The sequence below is a fragment of the Pseudomonas sp. RIT-PI-a genome (genome assembly GCF_001187875.1).
GTDB lineage: Bacteria > Pseudomonadota > Gammaproteobacteria > Pseudomonadales > Pseudomonadaceae > Aquipseudomonas > Aquipseudomonas coleopterorum.
Genome location: NZ_LGIR01000014.1, coordinates 19,962 through 37,336, shown reverse-complemented (window position 1 = coordinate 37,336; position 17,375 = coordinate 19,962). Strand labels below are relative to the sequence as shown.

Sequence of the window (17,375 nt, the reverse complement as noted above, 5' to 3'; positions counted from 1 at the left end):
GGCAACGCCCGGGCGCATCCCTGCGCCCTGCACGCTCATCAGCCCGGTACGCGACGGATCTTGGCGCCCAGCATCTGCAGTTTTTCTTCGATGCACTCGTAGCCACGGTCGATGTGGTAGATGCGGTCGATCAGGGTGTCGCCTTCAGCCGTCAGCGCCGAGATCACCAGGCTGGCCGAAGCTCGCAGGTCGGTGGCCATGACGGGCGCGCCCTTGAGCTTTTCGGCACCGGTGACGATGGCCGTGTTGCCTTCCACCTGGATCTGCGCGCCCATGCGGTGCATTTCGTACACGTGCATGAAGCGGTTCTCGAAAATGGTCTCGATCACGGCGCCCGTGCCTTCGGCAATGGCATTGAGCGAGATGAACTGCGCCTGCATGTCGGTGGGGAACGCAGGGTATGGCGCGGTGCGGACGTTGACCGCCTTGGGCCGCTTGCCGTGCATGTTCAGTTCGATCCAGTCGGCGCCCGTGGTGATCTCGGCACCCGCTTCGCGCAGCTTTTCCAGCACCGCTTCGAGGATGGTCGGATCGGTGTCCTTGACCTTGACCCGGCCGCCGGTGCAGGCCGCAGCCACCAGGTAGGTGCCGGTCTCGATGCGATCGGGCATGACCTTGTAGGTCGCCGAGTGCAGACGCTTGACGCCATCGATGGTGATGGTGTCGGTGCCCGCGCCCTGGACATTGCCGCCCATGGCGTTGATGAAGTTGGCCAGGTCGACCACTTCCGGCTCGCGCGCAGCGTTCTGCAGCACGCTGCGGCCGTTGGCCAGCGCCGCGGCCATCATGATGTTCTCGGTACCGGTCACGCTGACGGTATCGAAGAAGAAGTTGGCACCGCGCAGACCGCCCTCGGGGGCCTTGGCCTTGATGTAGCCGGCTTCCACGTCGATCACGGCGCCCATGGCTTCCAGACCACGGATGTGCAGGTCGACCGGACGCGAACCGATCGCGCAGCCGCCGGGCAGCGCCACTTCGGCCTCACCGAAACGGGCGACCATCGGGCCCAGGACCAGGATCGAGGCGCGCATGGTCTTGACCAGCTCGTACGGCGCAACCAGGGTCTTGATGGTGCGCGGATCGATTTCCACCGCCAGCTTCTCGTCGATCACCGGCTCGATGCCCATGCGGCCGAACAGCTCGATCATGGTGGTGATGTCGTGCAGGTGCGGCAGGTTGGCGACCGTCACCGGCCCATCGGCCAGCAAGGTAGCGGCCAGGATCGGCAGGGCGGAGTTCTTCGCCCCGGAAATGCGGATTTCGCCATCAAGGCGAACGCCGCCAGTAATAATCAGTTTGTCCATTGGAGTCTCGACGCGGGGTGGCTCAGGAACGCTCAGCCCAGGCTGCGCTGCTGAAGAATTTCATGGTGATCGCATGGATGCTGCCATCGGCGATCCATGGGTTCAAATGAGCATAGATCTGTTGCTGGCGCTTGACCGGACTGAGCGCAGTCAGCTCGTCACTGATCACGTTCAACTGGAAATTGCAGCCTTCGCCTTCGACTTCCACCTGCACTCCGGGCAGTTTGGATTCAAGGAAACCCTTCACTTCTACAGCCTGCATGCTCAACCTCGATCGGCGCCCTGTGCGCGCGGGTCGGCCATCATACAAAAAAGCCCTCCGACTGCGAACCCCGGATTCACGGGATCAGGTCAGAGAGCTGTGCAGATGGCCAATCAATTCTGTGAAAAGAAGTCGCTCATGCCTGTGACCTGAGCGATCTGACGCATGTCGTGCGGCAATGCCTGAACTCGCACGCTCTTGCCAGCGGCCTGAGCATCGCGCATGAAGCCCAGCAGCAGGGACAGACCCACGCTGCTCGACTTTTCCACGCCGGTGCAGTCGATGACCAGCGCGGCGGCCTGACTGGATTGAATCAGTGCCTGCCCCTGCTTGCGCAGGGCCGCACCGCAGCGGTAATCCAGCACACCGGCCAAGCTCAGCTGATCGCCCGACAGTTCGACACGACCCTGTTCCATCACTGCGCGCTCGTCGGTGCAGCTTTGTCGGTCACTTCCTTGGCCTTGGCGACTTCGCCAGCCCAACCATCGATGGTCTTGTCCAGGTCGTTGCCGTTGCGCTGCATGCTGTCGGCGAACTGATCGCGGAACAGCTTGCCGATGTTGATGCCGTTGATGATGACGTTACGCACTTTCCATTCGTTGTTCAGGTTTTCCAGGGTGTAGGAAACCGGATACACCGCCCCACCCGTGCCCTTGACCTGCATGTCGACGCTGGTGCGTGTGCCGCTTTCGTCCTTGGCCGGACCCACGGTGATGCCCTGGTTGTTGTACTCGAGCAAGGCGTTACCGTAGAACTGCATCAAGCTGCGCTTGAAGTTTTCCTGGAACCGGGCCATCTGCGCGGGGGTAGCCTTGCGCGAATATTTCACGGTCATGATGCTGCGCGAAATGCCATCGGCGTCGACCACGGGACCGACGATGGTGTTGAGCGCGTCGTAGAACGCCTGCGGATTGCTACGGTAGGTGTCGCGGTTCTTTTCCAGATCCGACAGCAGTCGGTCGGTGACGCCCTGCACCACCTGATGTGCGGACACCGCAGGCGCTGCATTGGCCCACATCGGCAGCAGAGCCACCAGAACCAGCAGGCTGCGTCGCATGATCGAAAACATGGATAACTCCTTATTTGGCATCTTTGCTGACTGTATTGAGCAGGAACTTGCCGATCAGGTCTTCGAGCACCAGGGACGACTGGGTGTCATGGATGGTACCGCCGTCGGCGAGCAAGGCCTCCTCGCCACCCACGCTGATACCAATGTATTTCTCGCCCAGCAGACCCGCAGTCAGAATGGAAGCAGTGGAGTCGGTGGGCAGGTTGTCCACTTTCTTGTCCAGCTGCAGGGTCACCCTTCCGGTGAAGGTGTCGCGATCCAGATCGATGGCCGTGACCTTGCCGATGGTCACACCGGCCATGGTCACCTTGGCTCTGACAGTCAAACCGGCGATATTGTCGAAATAGGCATAAAGTTTGTAGCTCTCGGTGTTCGCGCTGGTGGACAGACCACTGACACGCAAGGCCAACAGCAGCAAAGCCAGGATACCGGCCAGAAGGAACAGGCCGACTCCGACTTCCATTGATCGGTTTTGCATCAGAAATCTCCAAACATCAGGGCGGTCAGAATAAAGTCCAGGCCCAGGACGGCCAGCGACGCATAGACCACGGTCTTGGTGGTGGCGCGGCTGATGCCCTCGGACGTGGGTTCACAGTCATACCCCTGGAACACAGCGATCCAGGTGACGACGAAAGCGAATACCAGGCTTTTGATCACACCGTTGAGCACGTCATCGGTGAAATTGACGCTGTTCTGCATGTTGGCCCAGAACGATCCCTCGTAAACCCCCAGCCAATCGACGGCCACCCAGGATCCACCCCAGATACCCACGACGCTGAAGATCATGGCCAGCAGCGGCAGGGAAATGAAACCGGCCCACAACCTTGGCGCAACGATGTACTTGAGCGGGTCGACGCCGATCATTTCCAGGCTCGACAACTGCTCGGTCGACTTCATGTTGCCGATCTCGGCGGTCAGTGCCGACCCTGCGCGACCGGCGAACAATAGAGCGGTCACCACCGGCCCGAGTTCACGCAGCAGCGTGAGCGCAACCATTTGCCCGACCGCCTGCTCGGAGCCGTACTTGGCCAGGATGCTGAAGCCCTGCAACGCCAGTACCATGCCGATGAACACACCGGACACGACAATGATCAGCAGCGACATCACACCCACGGAATACAGCTGCTTCATCAGCAGTTGAAAACCGCCACCGATACCGCCGCGGCCCACCAGCGCGTGCCCCAGGAACAGCCCGGAACGCCCCAGGATGCCGACCATGTCGATGGCCGATCGACCGAACAGGCGCACTCGCTCCATGATTGATTTCTTGCGCATCAACGCTTCCCCAGCAGATCGGCGCGGTAGTCGGGCGCGGAAAAATGAAAAGGCACGGGACCGTCGGGATCGCCCTTCATGAATTGACGGACGCGCGGGTTGTCCGACGCCATCAATGCCTCGGGCGTACCATGACCCAGCACCTGCCCGTCGCCGACCACATAGATGTAGTCGGCGATGCTCGCGGTTTCCGCCAGGTCGTGGGAGACCACGATACTGGTGATGCCCAGGGCATCGTTGAGCAGGCGGATCAGCCGCACCAACACGCCCATGGCGATCGGATCCTGGCCGACGAACGGTTCGTCGTACATCAGTATCTGCGGATCCATGGCGATGGCACGGGCCAATGCGACACGACGCTTCATGCCACCGGACAACTCGTCGGGCATCAGCTCGATGGCGCCGCGCAGGCCGACGGCCTGCAGCTTCATCAGCACGATGTCGCGGATCATGTCTTCGGGCAGGTCGGTATGCACCCGCAGCGGGAAGGCCACGTTCTCGAACACGTCCAGGTCGGTGAACAGCGCGCCGCTCTGGAACAGCACGCCCATGTGCTTGCGCGCATCGAACAGGTCGCTGCGCGACAGCTTGGGCAGGTTCTGGCCATTGACCCAGACCTCGCCGCCAGTGGGTCGCAGCTGCGCCCCCATCAGACGCAGGAGCGTGGTCTTGCCGCTACCTGAAGGCCCCATGATACCGGTGACCTTGCCGCGAGGAATGCGGATATCGACATCGTTGAAAATGCTCCGCGCACCGCGCTTGAAAGAAACCCCTTTCAGCTCGACCGCGTAGGCGCTATCGGCACTCATTTAAACTCCTTGCAGTGCAACCTTACCCTCGGACGCTCATCTTCTGACCGAAGACACTTGGCGCGGACAGGCCGAACAAGCGGCGAACTATAGCATTGCAGACAGGTGCCGCCCAAGATCGATCCATTGGCATGCCGTGTCGCTGATTTGTACAGGCCGCAAAATAGGCAGGTGAGTCGCTCGCCCATTCCCGCTATAATCGCCGCCTTTTCACCGGGCCTACCGATTTTCGCCATGAGCCAGACCAGCGACCTGATCCAATCCGCGCACCGCACCATCCGTCTCGAGATCGAAGCGGTAGAGGGCCTGCTCGCCCATATCGACGCCGATTTCGTGCGCGCCTGCGAACTGATCCTTAAAAGCGATGGCCGCGTGATCGTGCTGGGCATGGGCAAATCCGGACACATCGGCAACAAGATCGCCGCGACCCTGGCCAGCACCGGCACCCCGGCGTTTTTCGTGCATCCTGCCGAGGCCAGCCACGGCGACATGGGCATGATCACCCGCCAGGACGTCATCCTGGCCCTGTCCAACTCCGGTTCGACCGCAGAAATCGTCACATTGCTGCCTTTGATCAAGCGCATGGGCATTCCCATGATCAGCATGACCGGCAACCCCGACTCGCCCCTGGCCCAGGCCGCCGAGGTCAACCTCGACGCCCGTGTCGCCCAGGAAGCCTGCCCGTTGAACCTGGCACCGACCTCCTCCACCACGGCGACCCTGGTGCTGGGCGATGCCCTGGCCATCGCCCTGCTCGAGGCGCGAGGCTTCACCGCCGATGACTTCGCCTTCTCCCATCCCGGTGGTGCCCTGGGTCGTCGCCTGCTGCTCAAGGTCGAGCACGTCATGCACACCGGCACCGCGCTGCCACAGGTGCCGCGCGGCACGCTGCTGCGCGATGCGCTGATGGAAATGACCCGCAAGGGCCTGGGCATGACCGCCGTCCTGGAGGCCGATGGCCGCCTCGCCGGGATCTTCACCGACGGTGACCTGCGGCGCACATTGGATCGCACCATCGATGTCCACAACACTCGAATCGAAGACGTCATGACTTCCCACGGCAAGACCGCACGCGCCGACATGCTGGCCGCCGAGGCGCTGAAGATCATGGAAGACAACAAGATCAACTCACTGGTCGTGGTCGATGATCAGGACTGTCCGGTAGGCGCCTTCAACCTGGGCGACCTGCTGCGCGCGGGAGTCATGTAATGACCGGAAATGACGCAATGACCGATACTGGCAGCAGCGAGCTTCTGCAACGTGGCAAGGCCATCAAGCTGGCCGTATTCGACGTCGACGGCGTACTGACCGATGGCCGCCTGTATTTCCTGGCCGACGGCAGCGAGTTCAAGAGCTTCAGCACGCTGGATGGCCAAGGGATCAAGATGCTCATCAACAGCGGCGTGACCACTGCGATCATCACCGGCCGCAGCAGCCCGGTGGTGGAGCGGCGCGCCCGCAACCTGGGCATCGCCCACCTGTTCCAGGGCCGCGAAGACAAACTTGTGGTACTCGATGGTCTGCTCGCCGAACTGGGTCTGAGCTATGAGCAAGTGGCCTATCTGGGTGACGACCTGCCCGACTTGCCGGTGATTCGCCGGGTGGGGCTGGGCATGGCAGTGGCCAATGCCAATGCGTTCGTGCGCGAGCATGCCGACGGTGTGACCCAGGCCAGTGGTGGCATGGGCGCAGCGCGCGAGTTCTGCGAGCTGATCCTGGCTGCTCAAGGCAATCTCGAAGCGGCCCGCGCCGCCTACCTGTAGGGCCTGACATGCTGAACAAGAAAATCCGCAATATCGTGATCCTGGGTGTGCTGGGATTGCTGTTCGCCGCCATCGGCTACTGGGACATCAGTCCGGAGCGCTTCCTCGACCAACCTGCCGCGGCCGTCGACGAAAGCCAGATCGATTACTACGCTATCAACGCGAAGGCTCGCCAGTACCTGCCCGATGGTGGCGTGCAGTACGACATGACCGCCGACAAGGTCGAGCACGTCAAGACCTCGCAGGTGACCTTGCTGACCAAGCCCGACATGCAGCTGTACCGCGGCACTGTCTATCCATGGCACGTGACCAGCGACCGTGGCGAGGTCAATCCCGATGGCAGCCAGGTCGAGCTGATCGATTCGGTTCGCATCGCGCGCACCGACCAGAAAAGCCGCGCCACGCTGATCACCAGCTCGCGCATGACCGTTTTCCCACAGAAGCAATATGCGCAGACCGACCAAGACGTTAGAATCGACGGCGCCGGTGGCGTGTCGACGGCCAAGGGCATGAAAGCGTATCTGAATGACAGCAAGATCAACTTGCTGTCCAACGTAAGAGGACAGTATGAGGCTCGTTAAAACCCTCCCCTTTTTGCTCAGCCTGAGCGCAGCACTGGGAAGCGCGAGCGCCTGGGCACTGCCCACTGACCGCGATCAGCCCATTCATATCCAGTCCGACGATGCCCAGCTCGACGACAAACAGGGTGTGGCGACCTACAAGGGCAATGTGATCATTACCCAGGGGTCGATGAAGATCACCGGCAACACCGTGACCATCACTCGCAACGCCACCGGCGACGTGGACGTGTTCACTGCCGTCGGCAACCTGGCCTATTACGAGCAGAAACCTGCGGTGGACAAGCCCATCGTGCAGGCCTACGGCGTGACCATCCAGTACTTCGCGGCGCAGAACCGCATCGTGCTGATCGACAAGGCCAAGGTCATCAACGACGGCAACACCTCCGAAGGCGAGAAGATCGTCTATGACACGGTGCGCCAGGTGGTCAACGCCGGCCGTGCCACGGGCAGCAAGGTCACCACGCCTCGTCCGCGGATCGACATGGTGATCCAGCCCAAGAAGAAATCCGACGCACCGCAGAAGGCCCAGTGATGGCAGTCCTGAAAGCGCAGCACCTGGCCAAGAGCTACAAGAGCCGACAAGTCGTACGCGACGTGAGCCTGTCCATCGAAAGCGGACAGATCGTCGGCCTGCTGGGCCCCAACGGTGCCGGCAAGACCACCTGCTTTTACATGATCGTCGGCCTGGTGCAGGCCGACCAGGGTCGCGTCCTCATCGACGACCTGGATGTCAGCCACCAGCCAATGCACGGCCGCGCCCGTTCGGGTATCGGCTACCTGCCGCAGGAAGCCTCGATCTTCCGCAAGCTGTCGGTGGCCGACAACATCATGGCCATCCTGGAAACCCGCAAGGAACTCGACGCCGCGGCCCGTCTGGCCGAGCTCGAAGGCCTGCTGCAGGAGTTCCACATCACGCACATTCGCGACAACCTGGGCATGAGCCTCTCGGGTGGTGAACGCCGCCGCGTGGAGATCGCGCGGGCACTGGCCACCGCGCCCAAGTTCATCCTGCTGGACGAACCCTTTGCCGGTGTCGACCCGATTTCGGTCGGCGACATCAAGCAGATCATCCACCACCTCAAGACCAAGGGCATCGGCGTATTGATCACCGACCACAACGTCCGCGAGACCCTGGATATCTGTGAAACGGCCTATATCGTCAATGATGGCCAGTTGATCGCCGAAGGCGATGCCCAGACCATCCTGGCCAACGATCTGGTCCGCGAAGTCTACCTGGGCCACGAGTTTCGCTTGTAAAGTCCAAGGGCGCCATCGCCCTCCTGCGGGCATTAATTTTCATGGCACCCTAGGCAAACACTCAGGTTTCAGGCATATAATTTGCTTACGACATAAGCCGGGTACCTCGGTACCCGTAGTAGAAGGCGCTTCGCGCCGGCGACCAAGGTGTTAAGTTCCTGCCATGAAACCATCGCTCGTCCTACGTATGGGCCAGCAACTGACGATGACACCGCAGTTGCAACAGGCCATCCGCCTTCTCCAGCTATCGACCCTGGACCTCCAGCAGGAAATCCAGGAAGCGCTGGAATCCAATCCCATGCTCGAACGCCAGGAAGAAGGCGACGACTTCGACAACAGCGACCCGCTGGCCGACAACATCGAGCAAAAGCCGACCCAGGAGATCCAGGAACCGAGCTTCCAAGAGTCTGCGCCGACGGTGGACAACCTCGAGGAAGGCGACTGGAACGAGCGCATCCCCAACGAATTGCCCGTCGACACGGCCTGGGAAGACATCTACCAGACCAGTGCCAGCAGCCTGCCGAGCAACGATGACGACGAGTGGGACTTCACCACGCGCACGTCGGTCGGCGAGAGCCTACAGACGCACCTGCTGTGGCAGCTGAATCTGGCGCCCATGTCCGATACCGATCGGCTGATCGCCGTGACCATCATCGACTGCATCAACAATCAGGGTTATCTGGACGAGACGCTGCAGGAAATCTGCGATTCGTTCGACCCCGAGCTGGACATCGAACTGGACGAGATCGAAGCGGTGCTGCATCGCATCCAGCAGTTCGAACCGGCCGGCATCGCCGCCCGCGACCTGAGCGAATGCCTGACGCTGCAACTGCGCCAGCTACCGGCCAAGACCCGCTGGCTGGCCGAAGCACAGCGTCTGGTGAGCGATTTCATCGACATGCTGGGCTCGCGTGACTACAGCCAGTTGATGCGCCGCATGAAGCTCAAGGAAGACGAACTGCGCCAGGTCATCGAACTGGTGCAGAGCCTGAACCCGCGGCCTGGCTCGCAGATCGAATCCAGCGAACCCGAATACGTCGTGCCCGACGTCATCGTGCGCAAGGACAACGACCGCTGGCTGGTCGAGCTCAATCAAGAGTCGGTCCCGCGGCTGCGGGTCAATCCGCAGTACGCTGGCTTCGTGCGGCGCGCCGACACCAGCGCCGACAACACCTTCATGCGCAACCAGCTCCAGGAAGCGCGCTGGTTCATCAAGAGCCTGCAAAGCCGCAACGAAACCCTGATGAAAGTTGCCACCCAGATCGTCGAGCATCAGCGTGGCTTCCTCGATTACGGCGACGAGGCCATGAAGCCCCTGGTGCTGCACGACATCGCCGAGGCGGTGGGCATGCACGAGTCGACCATTTCTCGGGTGACCACGCAGAAATACATGCACACGCCGCGTGGCATATACGAGCTGAAATACTTTTTCTCCAGCCATGTCAGCACCTCCGAGGGGGGCGAATGCTCCTCCACCGCGATCCGCGCGATCATCAAGAAACTGGTCGCCGCCGAAAATCAGAAAAAGCCGTTGAGTGACAGCAAGATCGCTGGTTTACTGGAGGCACAAGGCATCCAGGTAGCCCGCCGAACGGTCGCCAAGTATCGCGAGTCCCTAGGGATTGCGCCGTCCAGCGAACGCAAGCGGTTGATGTAGCCCTGCGATGTGCCACAGCGTTCCAGTGGCAGGCACCCAAGCCTGCTTCTTTATGCAATGGCAATAAGGAGAAGCGGTATGCAAGTCAACATCAGTGGACACCAACTGGATGTGACCGAACCCCTGCGAACCTACATCGGGGAAAAACTCGAGCGTCTCGAACGCCACTTCGACAAGATCACCAACGTGCAGGTGATCATGGAGGTCGAGAAGCTCAAACAGAAAATCGAAGCCACCCTGCGCATACCCGGTGGCGAGGTGGTTGCCAACGCCGAACATGACGACATGTACGCGGCCATCGATCTGCTTACCGACAAGCTGGATCGCCAACTCAAAAAGCATAAGGAAAAACAGCAGAGTCTGTTGCAAGGCGCGACTGCTCGCTGACACTCCCCACCCATGATCCGATTAGAAACCATCCTGACCCCCGGCCGTTCACGTGTGAACGTGCCGGGCGGCAGCAAGAAGAAAGCACTCGAAGAGATCGCCAACCTGATCGGTCGTGAAGTGCCATCGCTAGACACCCAGACCGTGTTCGAAGCGCTGATTGCCCGTGAAAAACTGGGCTCCACCGGATTCGGTAACGGCATCGCCATACCGCATTGTCGGCTCAAGGGCTGCGATACGCCGGTCAGTGCCCTCGTTCACCTGAGCGCGCCGATCGACTACGACGCAATCGATGGCGCTCCCGTCGACCTGCTATTCGTGCTTCTGGTGCCCGAAGCGGCTACCGATGCGCACCTGGAATTGCTCCGCCAGATCGCCAGCATGCTCGATCGCAAGGAAGTGCGCGAAAGACTGCGTTCGGCGCCCAGCAATCAAGCCTTGTACCAAGTGGTACTGGACGAACAGAACGGTCGTTAACCATGCGTTTGATCATCGTCAGTGGTCGCTCAGGCTCAGGCAAGAGCACTGCCCTGGATGTTCTCGAAGACAACGGTTTCTATTGCATCGATAACTTGCCGGCTGGGCTGCTGCCGGAACTGGCCGAGCGTGCGTTGATCCACACCGAACTGGCGCAGCCCCAGGTGGCGGTATCGATCGATGCGCGTAATCTGCCCAGCCATCTGTCACGCTTTCCGCAGTTACTGGCTGAAATGCGCGCCAAGCACATCCAATGCGATGTTCTGTACCTGGACGCCGACGAAGAAACGCTGCTCAAGCGCTTCTCCGAGACCCGACGTCGACACCCTCTGAGCAACAGCAACCGCTCGCTGGCCGAAGCCATCCGGGTGGAAAGCGATTTGCTCGGGCCTATCGTCGACTTGGCCGATCTCAAGATCAACACCACCAGCCTTAACCTCTACCAGTTGCGTGACGCCATCAAGGTGCGGCTGCTGAACAAGCCGGAGCCGGGCACCGCGTTTCTGGTGGAATCGTTCGGCTTCAAGCGTGGCATGCCGATAGACGCCGACCTGGTGTTCGACGTGCGCTGCCTGCCCAACCCGTACTGGAAGCCGGAATTGCGCGAACAGTCCGGGCTCGATGCGCCGGTAGCCGAATACCTGGCAGCGCAGCCGGACGTCGAAGAGATGTATCAGGACATCTCCTCTTACCTGCTCAAATGGCTGCCCCGCTTTGCCGCCAGCAGCCGCGCCTACGTCACGATCGCCATTGGCTGTACAGGCGGGCATCATCGCTCGGTATACTTGACCGAGCGCCTGGGCCGATTGCTGCAGCAGTCGCTCAAGAACGTCCAGGTTCGCCATCGCGACCTCAGCTGAAAGGATCCCCCGCGCAATGCCCGCCCTCCAAGTAGAAATCATCAACAAGCTCGGCCTGCACGCCCGCGCTGCGGCAAAATTCGTCGGCGTCGCTGGGCGCTATCCCTGCCAGGTGCGTGTAGGTCGCACGCCAGAGTCACTGGTCGATGGCAAGAGCATCATGGGTGTGATGATGTTGGCAGCCGGCAAAGGCACCACCATTCACTTGCACACCGAAGGCGAGCAGGATCAGGAAGCGCTGGACGCCATCGTCAAGTTGATCAACGACAAGTTCGACGAAGGCGAGTAAGCCAGGCCAGCAGCCGAGAGGCGAGACCTGGGTGGCGGCCATCGAGCCCTCCGCCACCCAGGTACCAGAGTCAAGACAACGCTGTGTCCATGACCATCATCAGACAGAAACCGACACACAGGCCCAGGCTTGCCAGCTTGTGATGGCCGTTGCTGCGTGATTCGGGAATGATTTCGTGGGTCACGACCAGCAGCATGGCGCCGGCTGCAAAGGCAAGGCCCAGAGGTAGCAGCAGCTCGCCCATGCGTACCAGCCAGGCACACAGTACCGCAAACACAGGCTCTACCAGCCCGGATGCGGCACCAATCAGGAAAGCCTTGTAGCGCGCCATGCCGGCCCCGGCCAGAACCAGCGCGATCACCAGCCCTTCAGGCACATCCTGCAAGGCAATGCCCATCGCCAGGCTGTCGGCGTCGTGCATGCCGCCGCCTGCCGAAACGCCGATGGCCATGCCCTCCGGGATGTTGTGCGCGATGATGGCGATCACGAAGATCCAGATACGTGCCGGGATCACTGGCTGTTGCGTGGTGCCCACCAGGTAATCCGGGGTAACGCCGGATACTCTCCTGTCCACCAGGTACAGGCAGAAAGCTCCGGACATGATGCCCAGGCTCATCAGGGCGCCGGCACCCCAGCGCGAGAAGCCGATCGCCGCTGCCGCATCCAGGCCGGGGATGATCAGCGAGAAGGCGGTAGCGGCGAGCATCACGCCGGCACCGAAACCCAGCAATGTATCGGCCACCGCGACGGGCATGCTGCGGATGACCAATACCGGAACCGCGCCCAAGGCGGTGCCCAAGGCGCAGATGGCACCGCCCTCGAGTGCGCGCAGGATGCGCGGTTCGAGGTCGAGCCAGTCCAGCAGCTCGCCCACCAGCAGGGCTGCGCCGGCCAGCAGCAACACCGTGCCCAGTGCCAGACGAAAACGGCGAACACTGGCCAGCGCGAAGGTCTGTGATCCCATGGCCAGACTCAGCTCAACGCGGCTTGGTAGCGCTTCTCGACATTGGCCCAGTCGACCACGTTGTAGAACGCATTGATGTATTCCGGCCGACGGTTCTGATACTTGAGGTAGTAGGCATGCTCCCAGACATCGAGCCCCAGGATGGGCGTGTTGCCATTCATCAACGGGCTGTCCTGGTTACCGCTGCTCTCCACCACCAGCTTCTTCTCCGGCGTGACGCTGAGCCAGGCCCAGCCGCTGCCGAAGCGACTCAGGGCAGCTTTGGTGAACGCTTCCTTGAAGGCGTCGAACCCGCCCAGTTCGGCATCGATGGCCTGGGCAACGCTGCCTTGGGGCTGACCGCCGCCATTGGGCGACATGACTTCCCAGAACAGGCTGTGGTTGGCATGTCCGCCACCGTGATTGGTAACGGCGCCACGCAGGTTTTCCGGCAGCTGCTTGACCGAGGCCACCAGCTTTTCTACCGGCCATTCTGCGTACTCGGTACCTTCGATGGCGGCGTTGACGTTGGTGATGTAGGTCTGGTGATGCTTGGTGTGGTGGATCTCCATGGTCGCGGCATCGATGTGCGGCTCCAGGGCGTCATAGGCATACGACAGGGCGGGCAAGGTATAGGGCATTTTCAGTGAACTCCGTAGGGAAGGTGATCGGATTGCGTGACCGCTGGCGCGACGTCGATGTCGGCGGCGCCACACAGCAACCGGTGGGTACGGGGGTATTCGCCATGCTGGCGAGTGAAGCCGAGCAGCTCGGCGTAGGTCTTGCCGGCATGACGCAGCGCGGCCTCGCGCAACGCTGGCTGCAGCCGAGGGTCCTGCGTCGCACGCAACAAGCGTTCATGGATGGCGCACAGGTATTCGGCGCTTTCTTCGGGTTGATGCAGTTGCAGATGCAGGTCAGCCAGGTTGTGATGGGAAATGACGCACGCGGCCACCGCTTCGTCGACATCCGCCCAGCGTTCGAACAGCACCTGAGCCCAAGCGAGGGCTTGCAGGTAGTGTTCGCGCGCATCGATCAGCTCGCCCCGGACAAAGCAGGCGTTGGCCGTCTCCGTGATACGTTTCCAGTGCTGCATGGCGCAGGTCTCCCAGCAGTCGCCGAGCGGTCAGATACCGCCGGCTGTGAGCTTTTCCGGGTCGAGCAGGTCGCTGAGCTGCTCGCGGCTCAGGTCGGTGTGCTCCAGCGCGACGTCGATGATCGGCCGACCTTCCTTGTAGGCTAGCTTGGCAATCTGGGCAGCCTGCTGATATCCGATGATCGGATTGAGTGCCGTCACCAGAATCGGGTTGCGCCCGAGCGCTTCCTTGAGCTTGGCCTCGTTGACCTTGAACGTCGCGATCGCCTTGTCGCCCAGCAGACGACTGGCATTGGCCATCAGTTCGATGCTGGACAACAGGTTGTGGGCAATGATCGGCAGCATCACATTGAGCTCGAAATTGCCGGACTGACCGGCGATGGCGATCGCCGCGTCATTGCCTATGACCTGCGCCGCCACCATGGCGGTCGCCTCGGGAATCACCGGGTTGACCTTGCCCGGCATGATCGAGGAACCCGGTTGCAGGGCCTCGAGTTCGATTTCACCCAGGCCGGCCAGTGGCCCGGAGTTCATCCAGCGCAAGTCGTTGGCGATCTTCATCAGGGTGACGGCGGTGCCTTTGAGCTGGCCGGACACGGCCACTGCAGTGTCCTGGGAGCCGATCAGGGCGAACAGGTTCTCGCCTTGGGTGAACTCGACACCGGTCAGCTCGCCAAGGTGATGACAGAAACGCCGGGCGAACTCGGGATGCGCGTTGATCCCGGTGCCCACCGCCGTGCCGCCCTGTGCCAACGCCTGCAAGGCAGGCTGCAGCGCTTGCAGGTGGTCGATGTTGGCCTGGATCTGCGCAGCCCAGCCATGCAGCACCTGGCTCATGCGCACTGGCATGGCATCCATCAGGTGCGTGCGGCCGGTCTTGACGAAGACGTGAACCTGCTCGGCCTTGGTCTGGGTGACCTGCACCAGGTGCCGCAGCGCAGGCAGCAGTTGTTCATGCACGGCCAGCGCAGCGCTCACGTGAATGCTGGTGGGAATGATGTCGTTGCTGCTCTGGCCGCAGTTGACGTGGTCGTTGGGATTGACCGGCTCGTCGACAAGGCGGCCCGCCAGGGTCGCGATGACCTCGTTGGCGTTCATGTTGGAGCTGGTGCCAGAGCCGGTCTGATAGATGTCGACCGGAAAGTGCTGCATGAAGTCGTCGGCCAGCAGTTGTTCGCAGGCACGCACGATGGCATCGCCCTGGCCGGCGCTGATCTGCGCAAGCTCGACATTGGCCTTGGCGGCGGCGGCCTTGGCCAGGATCAGTGCGCGGATGAACTGGGTCGGCATGCGCTGCCGGCTGATCGGAAAGTTGTCGACGGCCCGCTGGGTCTGGGCGCCATACAAGGCGGCCTCCGGTACCTGCAGTTCGCCCATGCTGTCACGCTCGATACGGGTGTTACTCATCGCAATATCCTTGCAGCAGATCAGTGAGAGGAATCGAAGGCAGCAGCTCGCAGCGCGCCAGTTGGTGGGCGCAGTCCTGCCACCGGCGGACCTGGGCTGGCTGTGCCGCGCAATTGCGCAGGTCACGCAAAGGCCGCCAGGCCTGGTCCAGACACAGGCTGCGCCAGTGCCACGGCAGGGCTTGATCGAGGGCGGTAGCGAGCATCAGGCGAAAGGCGCCGTGAGCCACGGACCAAGAAGAAGTCGGGGTAAAGCGCGCCAGGTAGCGGCCTTGGGCGAGGTAGTGTTCGATGAGTCGCGGCTCGTCGGGCGCGAGCGCGCAGCGGATTTGCAGGCCGAGCCAATGCCAGTTTTCGAGATGGGCGAATTCGTGAACGGCAGAACTCATCGGCGCACCTTTTTGCCGGAATGAGTTTTATTATTGATTGATATTGAGAATCAACACAAGCGCCCATGTGGGCACCTGTGCTGCAAACCGTGCCGGCCGCGACGGACCGGCGGTAGGATCAGCTGCCGGCGACTGTCATGCGCTCGATCAGGACCGAGCCTGTGCGAATGTTGCTGCGCAGTTCGAGATCGTTGCCTACGGCGACGATCTGTTTGAACATGTCGCGCATATTGCCGGCAATGGTCACTTCCTGAACCGGAAACTGGATCTCGCCATTTTCGACCCAGAATCCGGCAGCACCGCGCGAGTAGTCGCCGGTGACCATGTTCAGGCCGTGGCCCATCAACTCGGTGACCAGCAAGCCACGCCCCATGCGCCGTAGCAGCGCTTTCTGGTCTTCGTCGCCGTGGGTCACGAACAGGTTGTGCACGCCACCGGAGTTGGCGGTGCTGGGCAGGCCCAGCTTGCGCCCCGAATAGGTACTGAGCACATAGGAGACCAGTTCACCGTTCTCCACGAACGGCTTGGCGTAGGTGGCCAGGCCATCGCCGTCGAACGCTGCGCTGCCCATGGCACGCATCAGGTGCGGACGCTCGTCCAGGGTCAGCCACTCGGGGAACAGGCGCTGCCCCATCGCCCCTTCCAGGAACGAGGACTTGCGATACAGGTTGCCCCCGGAAACGGCGGCCAGGAAATTGCCGAACAAGCCCCCAGCCAGCTCGGCCGAAAACAGCACCGGTACCTCGCAGGTCGGCACCGGACGTGCGCCCAATCGGGCCGCAGCCCGCTGTGCGGCGCGCTGGCCGATGGCAACGGGATCGGCGAGCAATTCGCCCTGACGATTGACGTCGTACCAGTAGTCACGCTGCATCTGCCCGTTGGCCTCGGCGATCATCACGCAGCTCAGGCTGTGCCGGGTCGACGCATAGCCGCCGATGAAACCATGGCTGTTGCCATACACGCGGCAGCCCTGGTGAGTGTTGAGCGTAGTGCCGTCGGCGTTCTTGATCAGGGGTTCGGCATCGAAGGCGGCCGCTTCGCAGGCCAGGGCCTTTTCGATGGCCTGCTCGGGCGTGATGTCCCAGGCGTGGTAAAGGTCGAAGTCCGGCTGCTCGCGCGCCATCAGGGCGGCGTCGGCCAGGCCCGAACTTTCATCTTCGGAGGTGTGCTTGGCGATCGCCAGCGCCGCGGCGACGGTTTCGCGAATGGCCTGTGGACCGCTGGCCGAAGTGCTGGCCGAGCCCTTGCGCTGGCCAACGTACAGCGTGATGCCAAAGCCCTGGTCGCGGTTGAACTCGACAGTTTCCACCTCGCGCTGACGCACCGACGTGGACAGGCCCTGTTCCAACGAAACCGCCACTTCACAGGCACTGGCGCCCTGGCGTTTGGCTTCGTCGATGATCTGCTGCACTTGCTCCTGCAGGACGGGCAGTGCCTGCGGGCCGACGCTCTGGGGTGCGTTCATGGTGTTCTCCACTCAAATTCGGGTTTCGGCGCGGGCCGATCTACGGTCGGGCCAGACAAGCGGCCCCCGACTGGTTATCATGGCGG

At 61.8% G+C, this 17,375-nt stretch carries 23 protein-coding genes; 10 read left to right on the top strand and 13 right to left on the bottom strand.

Annotated features, from left to right (window positions below):
- Nucleotides 1-38: 38 nt before the first annotated feature.
- The 7 genes from murA to AC788_RS10465 form a co-directional block, all read right to left on the bottom strand.
- Nucleotides 39-1,304 (bottom strand): UDP-N-acetylglucosamine 1-carboxyvinyltransferase, encoded by a 1,266-nt coding sequence (gene murA, locus AC788_RS10495; RefSeq protein ID WP_043186747.1) that lies wholly within the window; start codon nt 1,302-1,304, stop codon nt 39-41.
- Nucleotides 1,305-1,326: 22 nt separating this feature from the next.
- Complete coding sequence (locus tag AC788_RS10490; RefSeq protein ID WP_043186744.1) at nt 1,327-1,566, bottom strand: BolA family protein; 240 nt, start codon at nt 1,564-1,566, stop codon at nt 1,327-1,329.
- A gap of 113 nt (nt 1,567-1,679) precedes the next feature.
- Nucleotides 1,680-1,982, bottom strand: coding sequence for an STAS domain-containing protein (locus AC788_RS10485; RefSeq protein ID WP_049860590.1), 303 nt, complete (start codon nt 1,980-1,982; stop codon nt 1,680-1,682).
- Nucleotides 1,982-2,635 carry an MlaC/ttg2D family ABC transporter substrate-binding protein gene (locus AC788_RS10480; protein WP_049860589.1) on the bottom strand — a complete coding sequence of 218 codons (654 nt, stop codon included), beginning with the start codon at nt 2,633-2,635 and terminating at the stop codon, nt 1,982-1,984. The genes AC788_RS10485 and AC788_RS10480 overlap by 1 nt, the downstream gene beginning before the upstream one ends.
- 10 nt (nt 2,636-2,645) lie before the next feature.
- The gene (mlaD, locus tag AC788_RS10475; RefSeq protein ID WP_049860588.1) at nt 2,646-3,113 is read right to left on the bottom strand and encodes an outer membrane lipid asymmetry maintenance protein MlaD; all 468 of its coding nucleotides are present in this window, start codon (nt 3,111-3,113) and stop codon (nt 2,646-2,648) included.
- Complete coding sequence (mlaE, locus tag AC788_RS10470) at nt 3,113-3,910, bottom strand: lipid asymmetry maintenance ABC transporter permease subunit MlaE (protein WP_049860587.1); 798 nt, start codon at nt 3,908-3,910, stop codon at nt 3,113-3,115. Before mlaE ends, mlaD begins: the two co-directional genes overlap by 1 nt.
- On the bottom strand, nt 3,910-4,719 hold the full coding sequence (locus AC788_RS10465) for an ATP-binding cassette domain-containing protein (protein ID WP_049860586.1): 810 nt from the start codon (nt 4,717-4,719) through the stop codon (nt 3,910-3,912). The genes mlaE and AC788_RS10465 overlap by 1 nt, the downstream gene beginning before the upstream one ends.
- Nucleotides 4,720-4,953: 234 nt before the next feature.
- On the opposite strand from AC788_RS10465, the gene AC788_RS10460 reads away from it, so the two are divergent.
- The 10 genes from AC788_RS10460 to AC788_RS10415 all read left to right on the top strand — a co-directional run bounded on the left by AC788_RS10460 (nt 4,954) and on the right by AC788_RS10415 (nt 11,990).
- Complete coding sequence (locus AC788_RS10460; RefSeq protein WP_049860585.1) at nt 4,954-5,928, top strand: KpsF/GutQ family sugar-phosphate isomerase; 975 nt, start codon at nt 4,954-4,956, stop codon at nt 5,926-5,928.
- A gap of 17 nt (nt 5,929-5,945) precedes the next feature.
- A complete protein-coding gene (locus tag AC788_RS10455) occupies nt 5,946-6,482 on the top strand; it encodes a KdsC family phosphatase (RefSeq protein ID WP_049860584.1) in 537 nt (178 codons plus the stop codon).
- Nucleotides 6,483-6,490: 8 nt separating this feature from the next.
- Complete coding sequence (gene lptC / locus AC788_RS10450) at nt 6,491-7,063, top strand: LPS export ABC transporter periplasmic protein LptC (RefSeq protein ID WP_049860583.1); 573 nt, start codon at nt 6,491-6,493, stop codon at nt 7,061-7,063.
- Entirely contained in the window at nt 7,050-7,595 is a 546-nt protein-coding gene (gene lptA, locus AC788_RS10445) for a lipopolysaccharide transport periplasmic protein LptA (protein WP_049860582.1), read from the top strand. Before lptC ends, lptA begins: the two co-directional genes overlap by 14 nt.
- Nucleotides 7,595-8,320, top strand: coding sequence for an LPS export ABC transporter ATP-binding protein (gene lptB, locus AC788_RS10440; protein ID WP_049860581.1), 726 nt, complete (start codon nt 7,595-7,597; stop codon nt 8,318-8,320). Before lptA ends, lptB begins: the two co-directional genes overlap by 1 nt.
- Before the next feature lie 163 nt (nt 8,321-8,483).
- A complete protein-coding gene (locus AC788_RS10435) occupies nt 8,484-9,977 on the top strand; it encodes an RNA polymerase factor sigma-54 (protein WP_049860580.1) in 1,494 nt (497 codons plus the stop codon).
- A gap of 78 nt (nt 9,978-10,055) precedes the next feature.
- Nucleotides 10,056-10,364: a ribosome hibernation-promoting factor, HPF/YfiA family gene (gene hpf / locus AC788_RS10430; protein ID WP_049860579.1), complete on the top strand. Its 309-nt coding sequence runs from the start codon at nt 10,056-10,058 to the stop codon at nt 10,362-10,364.
- Nucleotides 10,365-10,376: 12 nt separating this feature from the next.
- Nucleotides 10,377-10,841: a PTS IIA-like nitrogen regulatory protein PtsN gene (ptsN, locus tag AC788_RS10425; protein WP_049860578.1), complete on the top strand. Its 465-nt coding sequence runs from the start codon at nt 10,377-10,379 to the stop codon at nt 10,839-10,841.
- 2 nt (nt 10,842-10,843) lie between these two features.
- On the top strand, nt 10,844-11,701 hold the full coding sequence (gene rapZ, locus AC788_RS10420; RefSeq protein ID WP_049860577.1) for an RNase adapter RapZ: 858 nt from the start codon (nt 10,844-10,846) through the stop codon (nt 11,699-11,701).
- Between the two features lie 16 nt (nt 11,702-11,717).
- Nucleotides 11,718-11,990: an HPr family phosphocarrier protein gene (locus tag AC788_RS10415; protein ID WP_049860576.1), complete on the top strand. Its 273-nt coding sequence runs from the start codon at nt 11,718-11,720 to the stop codon at nt 11,988-11,990.
- 70 nt (nt 11,991-12,060) lie between these two features.
- On the opposite strand, the gene AC788_RS10410 is transcribed toward AC788_RS10415, so the two are convergent.
- The 6 genes from AC788_RS10410 to pmbA form a co-directional block, all read right to left on the bottom strand.
- Entirely contained in the window at nt 12,061-12,954 is an 894-nt protein-coding gene (locus AC788_RS10410; RefSeq protein WP_049860575.1) for a ZIP family metal transporter, read from the bottom strand.
- A gap of 8 nt (nt 12,955-12,962) precedes the next feature.
- Nucleotides 12,963-13,574: a superoxide dismutase gene (locus tag AC788_RS10405; protein ID WP_049860574.1), complete on the bottom strand. Its 612-nt coding sequence runs from the start codon at nt 13,572-13,574 to the stop codon at nt 12,963-12,965.
- Between the two features lie 2 nt (nt 13,575-13,576).
- Nucleotides 13,577-14,029 (bottom strand): hypothetical protein, encoded by a 453-nt coding sequence (locus AC788_RS10400; RefSeq protein WP_049860573.1) that lies wholly within the window; start codon nt 14,027-14,029, stop codon nt 13,577-13,579.
- A 30-nt stretch (nt 14,030-14,059) separates the two neighbouring features.
- The gene (locus AC788_RS10395) at nt 14,060-15,436 is read right to left on the bottom strand and encodes a class II fumarate hydratase (RefSeq protein ID WP_049860572.1); all 1,377 of its coding nucleotides are present in this window, start codon (nt 15,434-15,436) and stop codon (nt 14,060-14,062) included.
- A complete protein-coding gene (locus tag AC788_RS10390) occupies nt 15,429-15,824 on the bottom strand; it encodes a hypothetical protein (RefSeq protein WP_049860571.1) in 396 nt (131 codons plus the stop codon). Before AC788_RS10390 ends, AC788_RS10395 begins: the two co-directional genes overlap by 8 nt.
- 118 nt (nt 15,825-15,942) lie before the next feature.
- A complete protein-coding gene (pmbA, locus tag AC788_RS10385; protein ID WP_049860570.1) occupies nt 15,943-17,289 on the bottom strand; it encodes a metalloprotease PmbA in 1,347 nt (448 codons plus the stop codon).
- Between the last annotated feature and the right edge of the window lie 86 nt (nt 17,290-17,375).